This window comes from Gracilibacillus kekensis (assembly GCF_900143085.1).
GTDB classification, from domain to species: domain Bacteria; phylum Bacillota; class Bacilli; order Bacillales; family Amphibacillaceae; genus Gracilibacillus; species Gracilibacillus kekensis.
This window is the reverse complement of sequence record NZ_FRCZ01000002.1, coordinates 495481-512748: the sequence shown is the minus strand read 5'-3', so window position 1 is coordinate 512748 and position 17268 is coordinate 495481. Positions and strand designations below refer to the sequence as shown.

At 35.0% G+C, this 17268-nt stretch carries 11 protein-coding genes; all 11 read left to right on the top strand.

Features of this window, described 5'->3' with window-relative positions:
* Positions 1-556: 556 nt before the first annotated feature.
* The 11 genes from BUC25_RS07840 (at position 557) to BUC25_RS07790 (ending at position 17201) form a co-directional block, all read left to right on the top strand.
* On the top strand, positions 557-1588 hold the full coding sequence (locus BUC25_RS07840) for a LacI family DNA-binding transcriptional regulator (RefSeq protein ID WP_073201309.1): 1032 nt from the start codon (positions 557-559) through the stop codon (positions 1586-1588).
* Positions 1589-1776: 188 nt separating this feature from the next.
* On the top strand, positions 1777-3498 hold the full coding sequence (locus tag BUC25_RS07835; RefSeq protein ID WP_073201308.1) for a glycoside hydrolase family 35 protein: 1722 nt from the start codon (positions 1777-1779) through the stop codon (positions 3496-3498).
* A 169-nt stretch (positions 3499-3667) separates the two neighbouring features.
* Positions 3668-7075 (top strand): glycoside hydrolase, encoded by a 3408-nt coding sequence (locus BUC25_RS07830; protein ID WP_073201307.1) that lies wholly within the window; start codon positions 3668-3670, stop codon positions 7073-7075.
* Entirely contained in the window at positions 7056-7472 is a 417-nt protein-coding gene (locus BUC25_RS07825) for an LPXTG cell wall anchor domain-containing protein (protein WP_211619563.1), read from the top strand. Before BUC25_RS07830 ends, BUC25_RS07825 begins: the two co-directional genes overlap by 20 nt.
* Positions 7473-7968: 496 nt before the next feature.
* Positions 7969-8640 carry a YesL family protein gene (locus BUC25_RS07820; RefSeq protein WP_073201305.1) on the top strand — a complete coding sequence of 224 codons (672 nt, stop codon included), beginning with the start codon at positions 7969-7971 and terminating at the stop codon, positions 8638-8640.
* A gap of 43 nt (positions 8641-8683) precedes the next feature.
* Complete coding sequence (locus BUC25_RS07815; RefSeq protein WP_073201332.1) at positions 8684-9583, top strand: carbohydrate ABC transporter permease; 900 nt, start codon at positions 8684-8686, stop codon at positions 9581-9583.
* 55 nt (positions 9584-9638) lie between these two features.
* Positions 9639-10442: a carbohydrate ABC transporter permease gene (locus BUC25_RS07810; protein WP_425292870.1), complete on the top strand. Its 804-nt coding sequence runs from the start codon at positions 9639-9641 to the stop codon at positions 10440-10442.
* Between the two features lie 135 nt (positions 10443-10577).
* Complete coding sequence (locus BUC25_RS07805; RefSeq protein WP_244535154.1) at positions 10578-11981, top strand: extracellular solute-binding protein; 1404 nt, start codon at positions 10578-10580, stop codon at positions 11979-11981.
* 93 nt (positions 11982-12074) lie between these two features.
* Complete coding sequence (locus BUC25_RS07800) at positions 12075-13895, top strand: sensor histidine kinase (RefSeq protein ID WP_073201303.1); 1821 nt, start codon at positions 12075-12077, stop codon at positions 13893-13895.
* A complete protein-coding gene (locus BUC25_RS07795) occupies positions 13873-15480 on the top strand; it encodes a response regulator (RefSeq protein ID WP_073201302.1) in 1608 nt (535 codons plus the stop codon). The genes BUC25_RS07800 and BUC25_RS07795 overlap by 23 nt, the downstream gene beginning before the upstream one ends.
* A complete protein-coding gene (locus BUC25_RS07790) occupies positions 15477-17201 on the top strand; it encodes a heparinase II/III domain-containing protein (RefSeq protein WP_073201301.1) in 1725 nt (574 codons plus the stop codon). Before BUC25_RS07795 ends, BUC25_RS07790 begins: the two co-directional genes overlap by 4 nt.
* Positions 17202-17268 lie beyond the last annotated feature (67 nt).

Sequence of the window (17268 nt, the reverse complement as noted above, 5' to 3'; positions counted from 1 at the left end):
ACCGCTACGGCTTGCCCACTTCGCTTTCCGAGGGGCATGCTCTTCAGCTAACTTTGAAAAGAAAAACACTTGTCAAAGTGGATCTTCAGATCATGCTAATCCCTCAGGAGTCGAAGTGGACGCCTGCGCTAATTTGATATTATACAACGCTAGCATGAGGTTGCATTATGATATTACTTTCATGTGAAAAATTCGTTTATTGGAGTAACAGGCTCAAAATGTTAACTGTCACAATAGTTCTAGAACCATTATATTAGCGCAGGCCGCCCACTTTCACTCCTGTGGGAACGTTTTACCTGAAGATCCACTTTTTTTAGCGTTCTTTGCTTAAAAAAGTTAGCTGAAGGAAAAACCCCACGGAAAGGGAAGTGGGCAGCCGGAGCGGATGTTAACCAGTTAAAAAAATTTCAAAATTACTACATTATTTGTTGCACAGTATCCTTGTATTGCGTAACCATATATATTTCATTGTTCATCTAGATTTTTACTATAATATGATAAAATAGTATAATAAGATCAGTTTGAATAAAACATATCAATAAACTAGGTGACTAAAATGAAAAAAAATATAACAATTTACGACATAGCAAAAGAAGCGAATGTTTCTCCTGCAACTGTCTCAAGGGTTCTTACTGGAAATGAACGCGTCAAGCCAATCACCAAAGAAAAAGTGTTAGCAATTATTGAAAAGTACAATTTCCGTCCCAATAGTTTAGCAAGAAGTCTATTATTTAAACAATCAAAAATGATAGGGATCATATTACCAGATATTAACCATCCTTTTTTCTCGACACTTGTATTGAAGATTGAAGCACATGCATTATCATTAGGATATACAACGTTTTTATGTAACTCAATGAACGATGAGCAAATCGAGTCTACTTACTTACATAATTTAGTGGATAAACAAGTGGATGGAATTATTTTTCTTGGTGGTCGAATCAATCAAGTGGAAACGAATCATGCCTTAGCTGAAGAAATGAATCAGATTATGGATCGAGTACCAGTTGTATTTGTGAATGGAGAGATGGAGGGTGTGGATACTCATATCGTTCAAACAGATGAAATAGATGGTATTACTAAAGTAGTGGATCTACTAAATAATTTAAATCATCAAAAAATCGCTTTTCTTGGCGGTGAATCAGGAATAAGCTCACATGAATTAAAATACAACGCATTTCAACATGCCATGAAGAATAATCAATTACCATTAAATCCGGATTGGATATTGGCTGAAGGTTTTGAAATAGCATCAGGTGAAGCTCTAGCTTCCCAACTTTTAACTTTAAAGAATCGACCAACTGCGATAGTTTGTGTCAATGATTTTGTAGCCATTGGAGTTATTAAAACATTAGAAAAATTTGATCTAAAAGTTCCTGAAGACATATCTGTTGTTGGCTTTGATGATATATATTTAGCAAAGGATTTTCCACCTGGCATCACATCTGTCAGTCAAAATTATGATCAACTAGGACGAACTGCTGTAGATGTACTGATTAAACGGATTAATAATGAGTTAGCAGAAAAAAAGATCACTGTTCCGACCAGATTGATGGTGCGGAACTCTTGTCAACAATTAAGGGAGTAAAGCGTAAATAATGAGTTGACAAATAAATAAACATATTTTAGTATCTAATTGAAAGGGATTACAATCTTTCTTTAATTTTATGAAACCCATTTCACTATAAGTTATTAAATCTATTATAATATAACTAAAAACAATTATTATTTATTATGAAACCCATTTCATAATAAAAGTAATAGGGGGATAAAAACATGTTAACAACAAGAAACAGTGAATTTTATTTGGATGATCAACCTTTTCAAATACTATCAGGAGGAATCCACTATTTTCGAATCATTCCTGAATATTGGGAAGATCGATTACGAAAATTAAAAGCTTTGGGATTAAATACAGTAGAAACGTATATACCATGGAATGTTCATGAAGCTAAGAAAGGTGATTTTAACTTTTCAGGATTAGCCGATATTGAAAAATTTATCGAACTTGCGGATCAATTAGATTTGTATGTTATTCTTCGACCATCACCGTATATTTGTGCAGAGTGGGAAATGGGTGGATTACCTGCCTGGCTTCTAAAGGACAATGATATCGTATTAAGAAGCAGCCATCCTACCTTTTTAAACCATGTAGAGGAGTACTTTGACGCACTATTACCGAAATTCAAGAGATATCTATATCAAAATGGTGGACCAGTGATAGCGATGCAGATAGAAAACGAGTATGGGGCATATGGAAATGACCAAGCCTATTTGGAGTTTTTGAAACAACAATATCAAAAACATGAGCTGCACACCTTTTTATTTACTTCAGATGGACCAGATTTTATTGAACAGGGATCATTACCAGATGTGACAACAACGCTTAACTTTGGTTCTAAAGTCGAAAGTGCTTTTGCTACACTTGATGCCTATAAGCCAGGTTCACCTAGGATGGTGACCGAATTCTGGATTGGTTGGTTCGACTATTGGACAGGAAAACATCATACCAGAAATGCTCAAGACGCAGCAGATGTATTTCGTGAATTAATGGAACGAAAAAGCTCCGTTAATTTCTATATGTTCCATGGAGGAACGAATTTTGGTTTTATGAATGGGGCCAACCATTATGATATCTATTATCCAACCATTACAAGCTATGACTATGATAGTTTGCTCTCAGAAAGTGGTGAGGTTACTGAAAAATATAAGAAGGTAAAAGAGGTCCTTTCCGATTATATCGAAGTACCAGAAGATTATCATAGTCAAATAGAAACTAAGGATTACGGAGAAGTAGAATTGAAAGAATCTGTAAGCCTATTTGATACGTTTCCACAACTAGGAAGAAAAGTCACACACATTGCACCATTAACAATGGAAAAAATAGATCAAGCTTACGGATATATCCTTTACAAGACAAACGTAAATCGACAGGGTGAGTTATCATTTAATATTGATGCTATTCAGGATCGTGCATTTATTTATATCAATGGTGAGTATGTGGATACGGTATATAAAAATGATGAGATCAAAGAAAGAAAATTAAACTTCCTTCATCAAGAGAATGTGTTGGAGATATTAATTGAAAATATGGGACGCGCCAACTATGGAGAGCATTTAACAGATCAAAAAGGTCTTGTGAAGAATCTATGGTTAGGTGAGCAATATTGGTTTGATTGGGAGATGTATGCGATCGAATTAGAGACATTACCACAAAGTTTTACAGGTTCTGATACTAGATATCCTCGCTTTTTTAAAGGGAATTTTACTGTCGATGTACAAGCAGATACGTATGTTGATTTAACAGGCTTTTCTAAAGGTAATGTATTTATTAATGGCTTCAATCTTGGGAGGTATTGGGTCACTGCAGGACCACAACAACGACTGTATCTACCAGGTCCCTTGTTAAAGCAGGAAGAAAATGAATTAGTTGTATTGGAACTAGAGAATGCTGATGAAAAAAAGATAAAATTAGTTGATACTCCTAAGTTAACTTAGGATTCCAAATATTAGATATCTACACTGAACAGAAAGTTGTGTCCGTTATCAGATCATCGTCTTTTAAAGATGGGTAACGGACGATTACACAATGATTTAAAAGGAGGTGAACCTTTTTCTTTTTATAAAATAAATATAGCAATGCCTAAAATTAGAGAGGATGAAAACGTTGAAACAGTTAGTGAAAAAAGTGGCTTTGATGTTGAGTATTTTTGTTTTATTTTTTGCAACACTTAACCCTGTTTCTACACATGCACAAGACTCTACTAATCAATCACAAGGCAGCATAGATACGACAATTAAATTAGACCCGAGCTATCAGCATGCACCATTCGATGGTTGGGGAACAGCATTAGTATGGTTTGCAAATGTAACAGGAGGCTGGACGGATGATATACGAAATCAGCTAGCTGACGAACTCTTTGATGAAAGCGGTTTAAATTTAAATATTGCCAGGTATAATATTGGGGGAGAAGATGCTCCCGAGACGGAACCATATATGCGCCTTGGAGGAGCTGTACCAGGATATTGGAACCGACCTGCAGAATTTGCACCTCCAGAGGATGGGCAAGAGCCAGAAGATTGGTGGGATTCAGACAATCCTGATCACTGGGACTGGGAGAAAGATGCCAATCAGCAGTGGTGGTTGGAAGCAGCCAAATCAAGAGGTGCTGATACGTTTGAAGCGTTCTCAAATTCTGCACCGTATTTTATGACAAATAGTGGTTACACATCTGGAAATACGGATTCATCAGAAGACAATTTGCAAGAAGACAAGTACGATGAATTTGCAACCTATCTAACGAGAGTTGTCGAGCATTTTGAAGAAGAAAAAGGAATCACCTTTGATACACTTTCACCAGTAAATGAGCCGAATACAGACTACTGGGGGGCGCAAGGTAGACAAGAGGGTTCACATTGGTCACCGGATTCTCAAGCGAAAATCATTAACGAAGTAAGCAACAAATTGAATGAATTAGAGTTAGATACGGACATCGCAGCGATGGATGAGACGAACCCACAAAAATTCCGTCAAAACTGGCAAGCATATAATCAAGCAACTCGTGATAATGTCGGTCAAATGAATGTCCATACCTATTGGCCAGCAGAAAGAGGAGCTGTTCGAGATATTGCAAAAGGGGAAGAAAAACGTTTATGGATGTCTGAAGTTGATTTAGGTCCTAGTGGAATCCCACAAGATTTTGATAATATTGAACCTGGTTTGGCATTATCAGAGCGAATTACTTCCGATATTATGACTCTAGAGCCAAAAGCATGGGTTTTATGGCAAGCAATTGAAGATCAAGTCAATATGAATGCAGATAATGAGAACATGAATTGGGGATTGATTCATGTTGACTTTGATCCGGAAGATTTTGATGGTTTAGAATATTATAAGAATAAAAAATATTACACGATGGCTAACTATACGAAGTTTATTCGTCCAGGCCATCAAGTGATAAACACAAATAACGAAAATACATTAGCAGCAATAAATAAAAATGATCAACAGGCTGTGGTAGTTTATACCAATCAGTCTGAATCAGAAGAAAATATTGAACTTGATTTATCAGGTTTTGGTGTGATTGATCAATCTGCAAGCGTAGTTCCTTATTCTACTACATCTGATAAGAATGTTGACCAAGGAGAAACTATTGATATCGAAGGTAAAACACTTCATACATCAGTGGAACCGAAATCTGTTACTACTTTTGTTGTTTCAGGTGTTGCTGGTGTGAATGACGAAGCAAGTTTCTTACAGGAAGACAAGCGCTTTAAAATCGAGAATAAGAATAGTGAAAAGGTGCTTGACTTAGAAGGACAAGAACTTGTTCAAAATACATCTGAAAAGGGTAAAATAAGTCAAGAATGGCAATTAGACAAAGTAACAGACGACTACACATCAAGTGAAGAATATCATATTGTTAACGAAGCAACGAATGAAGTATTAACGGAAGACGATGGTAATGTGATTGCCTCTGCTAAGGAAAACACAGATTCTCAAAAGTGGATCCTTTCTACATCTGGGAAGAAAGATTATACATTTATAAATAAAGCAACTGGTACTTTATTAGAAGTTGGTGGCCAATCAACAGCAGAAGGGGCTTCCGTAGGTGTGTGGCAAGCAAACGCCGGTGCTCATCAGGAATGGACCATTATGGAGTCAGGGATTACTAAATTAGAAAATATAACTACTTGGACAACAGTAGGGAATATGCCAAATCTGCCAGAAACCGTTCTTGCTTATTACGGTGATGGAGAACAATCAGAAGTATCTGTTGAATGGGATGCTATAACTTCCGAACAGTACAGTCAAGAAGGAGAATTTGAAGTTGAAGGTAGTGTAGAAGGAACTGATTTAAAGGCAACTACCACTGTATATGTAAGTAGCATCGAGCAGTTAAAAGATACAAAATTAAAAACGGTCAAAGAAGTAGCGCCTTCTTTACCGAATACAATTAAAGCAGTTCTATCCAATGGTGAAGAAATTGATGTTACAGTCGATTGGGAACAGCTCGAAGCTGATGACTATGCCAATTATGGAAAGTTCACTGTCAACGGAGAAGTAGAAAATACAGATCGACATGCAATTGCTACTATTCAAGTTGTGGAGAGTGGTCTCGAGAATTTAGCATTGCGTGATAGTTCTGTAGCATCTGCATCTTTTACAGGAGAATGGGATAGTGTTGACCATGTAAACGATGGCATATATTCGGATGAACGCTGGACCAATTGGGATCCAAATGAATGGCGTGAAACAGACTGGGTAGAGATAGACTTTCAAAATGATCAGGTTATTTCAAAAGTAGATTTCACGTTTTATGATGATGATGGTGGTACAAGGCCTCCAAAATCATTATATCTTGAATATTGGGATGGTGACGATTGGATAAAAATCGAAAATTCAGATACCAATGTAGAGGAAGAGGATAAAATTTTGATTGAATTTGAAGAAATCACTTCTTCTAAAGTAAGAGCTCAATTAACAGCAATGGAAGAAACATGTATTGCGATTGTTGAAATGGAAGTATATGGATTGGGTGAAACGCCAGTTATAGGTGATGATGCATCACTTGATTCGATTTTGATTAATAGTCAAAATTTAGAAGGATTTCAATCCGATCAATATTCGTATCAAATAGAACTGGATCACGGTGAAGCGATGCCAACTATTACTGCAGAGACATCCGATATATATGCTACTTATCAGGTAGAAATGCCAGACACTTTACCGGGAGCAGCAACGATTACTGTTTTAGCTGAAAATCAAGAAGATCAAACAACTTACTCGATTTCCATTATGGAGAAAGAAAAAGAGCCGGAAGAACCGGAGAAGCCGACAGATCCAAATGATCCTGAAGATCCTGGTGACAATACGCAACAAGAGATAACTCTAAGTAGCGCGAATGAAGTGCAATATTTTGATGTAGTAGCAGGCCAACTTTACACAATCAAAGGGACCAATAGTTCGATTCAAATGCCAACTGATTTACCTGAAGAAACGAAACTAGCAATTTATAAGAATGATGTTAAAGAAGGTCAATGGCAGGTTGCCGGTGACAGTTTCCACCTTTAAGTTTGACTTTGCTAACAGTGCAGATAAACCTCAAGAGTCCTATCTACTAACGTTAGGTCTAGATGAAACGATCGCTGGCGAAAAAGATATCTATTATTTCGATAAAGAAAATGATAAATGGGTAGCACAACATGCGACAAAAGATCAGGGAGCGACCTTATCAATAGAAGTCAATCACTTTTCTAGTTATGCAGTATTAACAGTGAATAGAGAAGATCCAAAAGAAGAAGAGTCAGAAGATAATCCATCAAGTAATGCAGGATCAGAAAAAGACAATAACGATTCATCTAATAACTTGCCAGAGACAGCAACGAATCAATTTAACCTATTACTAGCAGGAACTGTTTTATTACTTATCGGTATCGGTGTATGGTTGTTCCGTCGAAAATTTAACTAACAGGTATGTCAATTAGCTAGCTAGAACATTACATGTTTTAGCTAGCCTTCTTTTTATACATTAGAAAAGCATAAAATGCTTGGAAACCACGAATTTTCAATGTAGCCATTTTGAAATATAGTGTATATTAATCCAGCGCTTCGGATGTCCACTTGCCTTTCCACGGGATTTTCGCCTAAGCTAACTTTAGTAAGCACAGAGCGCTTTCTAATGTTAGCTGAAGACACGCCCCCTGGAAAGCGAAGTGGGCAAGCCGGAGCGGGTATTACAACTATTTTTCATCTAAAAAATACCACTAAAAGGACTGGGTGAGTTTTCCTGTCATTTCTAACCACGAATATTATTTAGAAGAGAACGTATTTTATCTGGTTTTAAAAGTCCCCCTACTTACCAAAACTCTCTTTTGATGTAAAATATCTTCTGATAAAAGTAAAAATAGTGCTATTTTTATGAAAATGAAAGCGTTTATAATTCTTGTATGGAAGGGGGAAGTTAGATGCAGTTTGATCCATCAAGTGGTTTGTTTAAAATGTGTGAGTGGTTATATCGTCTAGCCTTCTTAAATCTGTTAGCCATTTGTTTTTCGATTATAGGTGGTGTGATCTTTGGTGTCTTTCCAGCTATAACCGCCATGTTTGTTTTAAATAATAAATGGCTCCAGGGCGAAGGGGATTTTTCAATAACAAAAGAATTTTGGATCGCTTTCAAAAAGTATTTCCTTAAAAGTAATTTGTTAGGGATACTTATTATTCTGACAACGATAACATTGTATATAGATTTTGCTCTCGTGCAAAATTTTAATGGGATTCTTTATTATATTATTCTGAGTAGTTCCGCAACGGTACTAGTGTTAAGTTATATCGTGCTTTTGTATGTGTTTAGTTTAATTACCGTATTTCCTCAGAATTCATTGATAAAACAGATAAGAAGAGCAATCCAAGTCAGTACGTTATTTCCACTTCAAACACTTTGGATGACATTGTCATTATTAAGCTTTCTTTTTATATGCTGGGTGTTACCAGGATTTGCATTATTATTTGTTGGAAGTGGATTATCGTTTATTGCAATGTACTTTAGTAATTTTGCTTTTAAACGGATAGAAGATCATAAAAACAGACATTCCAGTGTATCTATTCTTAGCGAAAGAGGTGTTATCCATAGTGAGTAAACAATTTACAACAACACAGGAATTTAAAGAAGCTCCAAAAACGATCAGAAAATTAAGAAAGTCAAAAATTGAGAAAGACGAGAACTTTATCGGTTTTTTATTTGTTTCTCCAATGTTATTAGGTATTTCTGTTATTGTTTTATTTCCGATTATTGCAACTTTTATTCTAGCTTTTGCAGATTGGAAGTTCATAACAGGTATTGATCAATTAAAATGGATTGGTTTTGAAAATTTTATTAATTTAGCTAATGATGAGAAATTTATAAAATCAGTCATCAATAACGCCATTTTCATTTTAACCGTTCCAATTACCATGATCTGTGCCTTATTTCTTGCAGTCATCATCGATAAAAATGTCTATTTGAAAAGTTACTTTAAAGTCGCCTTTTTTATGCCGTATATTTCAAGTGTCGTGGCAATTGCAGTTGTCTGGCAAGTACTATTTCATCCATCACAAGGACCGATTAATCAAGTATTAATGACATTCGGCATTCAAAATCCACCAACATGGATTTCAGATCCAAATTTCGCGTTGATATCTCTAATGATCATTCATACATGGATCTCAATAGGTTTTAGCTTAATCGTGTATATTGCTGGTTTACAGTCTATTCCTAAAGAACTATATGAAGCTGCAGATATCGACGGAGCTAATAGTTGGTATAAATTCAGAAATATAACCATTCCTTTAATATCACCAACGTCCTTCTTTCTTTTGATTACCGGAATCATCGCATCATTTAAAGCCTTTGATTTAATTGCCGTGTTAACACAAGGTGGACCATTAAATTCAACTACAATGTTAGTCTGGCATTTATATGAGCGGGCATTTCTTGATTTGGATGTAGGTTATGCGTCAGCTATTGCTGTTGTACTATTTTTATTTGTTTTTACCATTACGATCCTGCAATGGGTAGGTCAAAAGAAATGGGTAAATTATTAATCGAAAGGGATGTGTTAGGATGCGAAAGGAACGTAAATATAACATAAAGAAAGTCATGAGCACCATCATCTTATTCTTTTGCAGTATTGCTTTCTTGTTGCCTTTTATTTGGATGCTTTCCACTTCTTTAAAAATTGAAGCAGATGTTTTCAGGTATCCGATTGAGTGGATACCATCGAGATGGAATGCGTTAGCAAACTATCAAGAAGTATGGTTTGGCGAATCACCTTTTTATATTTATTACTGGAATTCGATAAAGGTAGCCGTTTTAACAACATTAGTATCTGTCGTAGTTTCATCTTTAGCAGCTTATGGTTTTTCGAAAGTGAAGTTTCCTGCAGGTGCATGGTTATTTATTATTGTGTTAGCAACGTATATGGTTCCACCACAAGCAAGCTTGGTACCGCAGTTTATTCTATTTCGCTATTTAGGGGTATTTGATACCCATTTTGGATTGATATTATTAGGTAGTTTTAGTGTGTTAGGTACGTTTATGCTTAGACAATTTTTTATCGGTATTCATAATGACTTTATAGATGCCGCAAAAATTGATGGAGCAGGACATTGGCGGATATTCTGGAAAATTGCATTACCAATCGTTCGTCCGGCTGTTGCAACCTATGCGATATTACGTTTTATCTGGACTTGGAATGATTACCAAAATCCTTTAATATTCTTGAGAACTGATGCCTTATACACAATCCAATTAGCGATGCAAAAGTTCACTACTATTAACGGAAGCTTTTACACGCTGATCATGGCGGCAGCAGTATCAGCAATTCTTCCATTATTAATCGTATTTATCATGGGTCAAAAACATGTTATTGATGGTATTGCCTTAGGTGGTGTGAAAGGATGATATGAACAAGTAAGAAAATACACCTAATGTAAAAAAAGTGTTGTCAATGGTAAAAATAATGATATCGATTCAATTTAAAGATTTGATAGCATCATATATGTAAGGGTTTACAAAAATACTTAGGGGGTTTGTAAAGTGAGTAAAAAAGTCTTCATGTTATTATTTAGTATGATTTTATTAGTTGGAGTACTGATGGCATGTAATTCAGGGGGAGAAGAGACAGCGGGAGATTCAGAACCTGAAAATCAAGAAAATGCCGAAGAAACAGAATCAGGAACGGAAGAGCAATCTGAATCAGATGAGAAAGTTCAAATTAAATTCCATACGCATGGGAACGAGGCTTCGTATAATTGGTCAGAAACAATTCCTGCTTTTGAAGAAGCAAATCCAAATATCGAAGTGGAACTTGTTATTTTAAGTGAGAGTGGAGATACAAATGAAGCACTGCAAAAATTAGACCTTGCAGCTTCTTCTGGAGAGCAACTAGACGTCTTAATGTTTAGTGATCCAGCATCTTATGCACAACGAGTAGATTTAGGTATGGTCGCTCCGATTGATGAATTTATCGAAGCAGAAGGATATGAGGTAACCGAAGATTACAAGGTGAATACACAACTAGGTGACGAGTATTATGCACTACCAGGAAAATTTAATCCATGGTATGTATTAGTTAACCAGGACCACTTAGATGAAGCTGGTCTTGAAACGCCTACTGATTGGACTTGGGATGAGTTTGCAGATTATGCAAAACAATTAACAAACGATGATCACTATGGAACCTTCTTCCATGGTCCACAAAATGGCGGTTGGATGGAATATTTAAAATTAGCATTAGCAAGTAAGGAAGAGGAAACAGAATTATTAAAAGCAGATGGAAGTTCTAATTTTACTGATCCAATGTTTAAAAAGACGTTAGAACTGCGTTGGCAAATGGAAAAAGAAGATCAGTCTGCTACACCATATACAGACATCATGTCGCAACAATTACATTATCGTGATACATTCTTTAATCAAGATGCCAGTCTTGTAATGATCGGAAGCTGGATGAATACAGAATTAGGTGGTACCGATCAATTCCCATTAGAGTTTAATGTAGGAGTAGCGCCATATCCGAAAAATAACCCAGAAGATGAAGGAGGATATACTCCTGTAACAACAGACTACATGGCAGTTGCCTCTAATTCAGAACATAAAGAAGCAGCATATAAATTTATTCGTTGGTATACAACAGAAGGTCAAGTTATCCAAGGGAAAAATATACCTTCTTGGAATGGGGTTGGCGATGATGAATTAGAAAACATCGTAGACACTATTTTAAATGACACTAATAATCCAGAAAAAGTAGATAAAGAAGCATTAATCTCCGTATTAAAGAATTCAAAAGCTTCAAAATTGGTTCCACCTGCACCATATCAAGCTGAAATTTACGAAATGGCAGGAGACGAATATGAGAAATTAATTTATGAAGAACAGGATATAGATGCGACGATAGAAGCAATGGATCAAAAAGCGCAAGAAATAATTGCGAATAACGAATAAAGCTTGATGAAAGGCTCTATCGTCAATTACACTTAAGCTAAGGGACGTTAATTCCGTTGTCCCCCAACATTCTTGATAGTCAGGAGGATGAAAATGAGGGTTAAATTTCAGGGATTAACGTCTCCTTCTTTTCGTTCAAAGGTATTTCTTGCTTCTTTTATTTGCATTGGTATTCCTGTTTTATTGTCTTTATCAATTTATAGTTATCTAACAAGGGATGCAGTGGAAGAACAAGCGATGCAGAATGCCAACAAAGAGCTTGATTTAACAGAAGAAAATATCTCACGTGTTTTAGATGATGTTATGAATGCCTCTAATTTTGTACAAATTGATTCAGAATTAAATACCATTTTAAAAAATAAATCTAATTTAAGGTTAGAGGAATTTAATAAGCAAAGTTATAGTGAATATCTTGAAGATCGTCAAGTACGTAAAACGATTGATAATATTACACTATTAGGTGAAAAATCCTATGTAACAATTTTATTGAAAAATGGTAAGTATTACACGAATTATTCAACTGCTCAATATGACCCGAATTCGCTTTATCAAGAACAATGGTTTAACGAATTGCAATCATTAAATGGCTTTGAATCCTATTGGTCTAGCGTTGAACCGACAGTACTTGCCTATGAAAGAAGCTTAAGCCCATATCAATTCTCAGTTGCACGAACGTTAAGAGATAGTAGCCAAGAAATATATGGTTATGTGGTGGTCACATTATTAGAAACAAAGGTTAGAGATATTTTAAATAATACAAATCAATCAGAAGATATTATGCTTATTGATAATGATTACAAGATTTTATCTCATAAAAATGCAGAGCTTATTGGTACAAAGGCAGATTTTGTAACGAAGATAGATCCAAAAGAAGGATCACAAATTTCAGAGCTGGACAATCAAAAATACGTGGTAACGACGAAAGAATTATCTGTTAATGATTGGCAACTTGTTTCTATGATTCCTTATAAAGCTGCCACTTCTAATATTAATTCGATTTTTTCAGAAGTGTTTATATTGTTAGCGGTTTCTTTTGCTGTATTTTTTATTATATTAGCTTATTTAATGAATCGAATAACCAGACCATTACGATACTTGGATCGAGTCGTCAAAAAAGTACAAACTGGTGATTTATCAACCAGGTCTAAAGTAGATAGTAATGATGAGATCGGCGAATTTTCCCAATCATTAAACGAAATGTTAGATCGAGTAAACATCATGATAGAAGAAGTTAATCAGACCCACAAAAGAAAAAGGAAAGCAGAGTTAGCGATGTTACAAGCGCAAATTAATCCTCATTTTTTATTTAATGTACTAAATTCTATTCGGATGAAAGTATTTAAATATGGGGATAAAGAAAGCGCCAGTATGATTCAGTCACTTTCCAAGTTATTGAGATGGACGATTGATTATAAAGAGGACAATATTAAATTTAGTGATGAAATTAATTTAGTGAAGGACTATGTCAATGTTATGAATATGAGACAAAAAAATAAAGTTGAATTATATATAAATATCACACCAGAGTCGAGTCAACAATTAGTTCCGCGCTTTTTATTGCAGCCTTTAATAGAAAATTCTATTATTCACGGCTTAAATCAAAGTTCCGGTAAGATATACATTAAGGCGGAGATATCTGATAATTTTTTTGTAATAAAAGTCGAGGATAATGGTGAAGGAATAGACAAAGAAAGATTGAATAAGTTAAATCAAGCTTTACTTTCAGAAGATTCTAGCAAGAGGTCTAGAAGTGGTTTTTCGAGCATTGGTATGACGAATGTATATGAACGCCTGCAGCTATCATATCGGGAAAAACCACAAATGATCATAGATAGTAAGCATGATACTGGTACGACAATTACCATAAAGATTCCACTGGGTGGTGAGAAAAATGTACAAGGTTATGTTAGTTGATGACGATTATCCTACGATTGAGTTTTTAACAGAAGCTATAGATTGGGAAAGCTTAGGGTTTAAATTAATAAGTACGCATGAAAATGGATTACAGGCTTTGGAATTCGCGAAACAAAATACGCCAGATATATTAATTACTGACATTGGCATGCCTAAAATGGATGGCATCGAATTAACGAGAGAAATTAAAAAACTGAAAGACAGTATTCAGGTAGCAATTATTTCCTGCCATAATGAATTTTCCTACGCACAACAAGCGTTAAAGCTTGATGTGCAAGATTATATATTAAAGGAATCATTAGACCCAGAGGATTTACAGAAAATACTTTTGACCTGTAAAAAACGCTTAGATAACGACACTACAAAAGTGATAGAAGTAAAAAAATTACAACATAAAATTAAAGTAAATCATGATATTGAACATCAAAAACTATTAAGACAATATATACAAGGTTCTTCCAATAAGTTTTTAGATTTGTTTACACAAGCGAACTATAGCATACCCGTTTATTTTTATATCAATGAATATTATAAAGTAAAGAAAAATTTTATTTCGTCCGATACACTTCAGTTTGCAGTCCAAAATATTATGCAAGAGATTATTGATAATCAAGAATCACAGCAATCCTATTGTATTCATTATGAAAATAATAAGGGATTTGTCTTTTACCAACATTCCTTTACGATAAAACATGATGTATACGGTACTTTAAAACAGCTTTTAAGAAAACTTCAAGAAGCTTTAAATCGATATTTATCTATTGATATCAGCTTTGTGGTAGGTCAACAAGTGGATAATATCGCTATAAAGGATTCGATCCATTCGTTAATAAATAGTGATGAACAAATTTTTTACGCAAACAAAAATATAATAATGAAAAAGAGTGAAGAATTATCTAGTTATCAAGGCCAAGAGATGTTTGATTATTATCAAGATGTTGCTAATCAGCTAAAACAAACTATCTTTGAGCGTGATATCAAGAGCTTCACTAACCATTTAGATAATTGGATACATTTTTGTGTAAGTAAACAGTACAGTTCAAAAATAGTAAAAGAATGGTTCTTACGAATGGTTTTAGATTTAAAAATGAGGCTAAGAACCATCCCCTCTTTACAATCTAATTATTACGTAGAGTCGTTACAAGAGGAAGTTTTTTTATTAAACACCATCTATGAATTACGTAATTGGTTAATAGAATATGCTCAAAAATGTTTAGCTGAAACCAACCAGCAACTTAAAGATAAATACCACAAAGATGTTTTAAGTGCATGCTATTACGTATCACATAATTTAGAGAAAAAACTTTCACTAGATGAAGTAGCAGATTACTTATATCTCAATGCCAGCTATTTTAGCAGACTATTTAAGAAAGAAATGCAAATTACTTTTGTAGAATATGTAAAACAAAGAAAGGTAGAACGGGCGAAGGAATTATTAGAGATAACAAATGATTCAGTAGGAAGTATTTGCGAACAATTAGGTTATGACAATCAAAGCTATTTCATTAAAGTATTTAAAAAAATAGTAGGTTACACACCTTTGGAATATAGAGGGAAACAAATAAATGGGGTATTTGCCAAATGAACGGGACAAATAATGATTGGTTAAAAACAGTGAAATCAAAGTTGAAAATGGAGGGTGATCGCTTTTTACAGGAATCTGTTACAGAAATCACCTTCCAAACCTATTGTCAATTCATGAAGGAAGGGGAACGCCAAAGCTTTGAGGCCCAATATTTTCTACGAAGAAGACGATTGACTATCTTTGGTTTGCTTCTTTATTTATATCCTGATGAGCGAGCTTATTTAGAAGCATTAGAAAACGAAATATGGCAGATCTGCAATGAATTTACCTGGTGTTTACCTGCACATCTTGACCAGGATTTAGAAGAACAAAGCTATCAATCTTATAAACAAACAAACCGGTTAAACTATACGGTCGATTTATTTGCTGCAGAGACGGCTTTTTCATTAGCAGAAATAGTCTCTCTATTTGATGGACAGCTAGATCAGTTTTTAATAGATAAAATAAAAATTGAAGTGGATCGGAGAATCTTTACTCCGTATTTGAGTACTGAGTTTCATTGGGAAACTGCTACACATAACTGGGCATCAGTTTGTGCGGGTTCGATTGGTTCTGCTGCCCTATATTTACTGGAAGGTAACGAACAAAAGGGAATTCTTGATCGTGTGATCGTAACGATAGAATACTACTTAAAAGGCTTTGAGGATGACGGAGCATGTCAAGAAGGGTATGGATACTGGCAATATGGTTTTGGCTATTTTATTTATTTTGCTGACTTGCTAAGAAAGTATCAGAACATAAATTTACTGGATAATCCGAAAGTGAAGCGAATAGCAATGTTTCAGCAAAATAGCTTTTTAGCGTTAAACTATGTGATGAATTTCGCTGATGCAGAACCAAAAGCGAAACCGATGATTGGTTTTACTCACTACTTGCATCAGCAATTTCCAAATGTACATGTACCACCTAATCATCTTATAGCTAGCGATATTGTAGATCCGTGTGGGCGATGGGCTCCAGCAATTAGAGAATTATGGTGGTATGATCCAACTATTCATGGTGATGAATGGCCAGAAATATCTCAACTTTTCGATCACACTTCGATCTTCTTATCTAGATGGAAGGAAAAAGGAGAGAACTATGCATTTGCGCTAAAATCTGGTCATAATAATGAACCGCATAATCATAATGATATTGGTCAATTTATTTTGTATGGTATGGGTCAAGTCTTTTTACGTGATTTGGGATCAGGGCAGTATAATAAAGCTTATTTTAGTGACGAACGATACCAATTTTTATGTAATAGTGCAGAAGGCCATTCTGTTCCAGTAGTTAACGGATATCAACCAGCAGGTCAAGAGTACAAAGGTGTTTTTACAAAAGTTGAACAACATGCTTCTTTGGATGATATAGAGGTAGATATGAGAAAGGCTTACCAGGATCAAACACTTGAAAAGTTCACTCGCACATTCACTTGCAATAAAGAAAATAGATCGCTAGTTCTGAAAGATGCTTTTCAATTTTCTCAGAAACCAGAAATGCTAATAGAATCTTTTATTGCTGCTGATCTTCCATATCGTTTTAAAGAAGATTCCATTGTATTAAGCGGGGATAATGGTGAGCTAGAATTATTCTATGATAACAAAAAAGTAGTATTGACGGTGAGACGAAGACATTTTAATAATCATCAGGGGGTACAAGAGTGTTTTTTACATATATTATTTGAACTGAAGCAACCAACTAAGATTCTGGATTTAAAATTCGCTTTTGTGTTTAAGTAGGGAAGCGCATGTTAGCTTAACTTAGAAATAAAACAATCAGAGGAAGTGCAATACTCCCTCTGAATAA

Excerpts from the sequence above, each read along its gene's own strand:
- BUC25_RS07840 (WP_073201309.1), top strand. The coding sequence starts at position 557 with ATGAAAAAAAATATAACAATTTACGACATAGCAAAAGAAGCGAATGTT.
- BUC25_RS07795 (WP_073201302.1), top strand. The coding sequence starts at position 13,873 with ATGTACAAGGTTATGTTAGTTGATGACGATTATCCTACGATTGAGTTT.
- BUC25_RS07800 (WP_073201303.1), top strand. The coding sequence starts at position 12,075 with ATGAGGGTTAAATTTCAGGGATTAACGTCTCCTTCTTTTCGTTCAAAG.
- BUC25_RS07835 (WP_073201308.1), top strand. The coding sequence starts at position 1,777 with ATGTTAACAACAAGAAACAGTGAATTTTATTTGGATGATCAACCTTTT.
- BUC25_RS07810 (WP_425292870.1), top strand. The coding sequence starts at position 9,639 with ATGAGCACCATCATCTTATTCTTTTGCAGTATTGCTTTCTTGTTGCCT.
- BUC25_RS07790 (WP_073201301.1), top strand. The coding sequence starts at position 15,477 with ATGAACGGGACAAATAATGATTGGTTAAAAACAGTGAAATCAAAGTTG.
- BUC25_RS07820 (WP_073201305.1), top strand. The coding sequence starts at position 7,969 with ATGCAGTTTGATCCATCAAGTGGTTTGTTTAAAATGTGTGAGTGGTTA.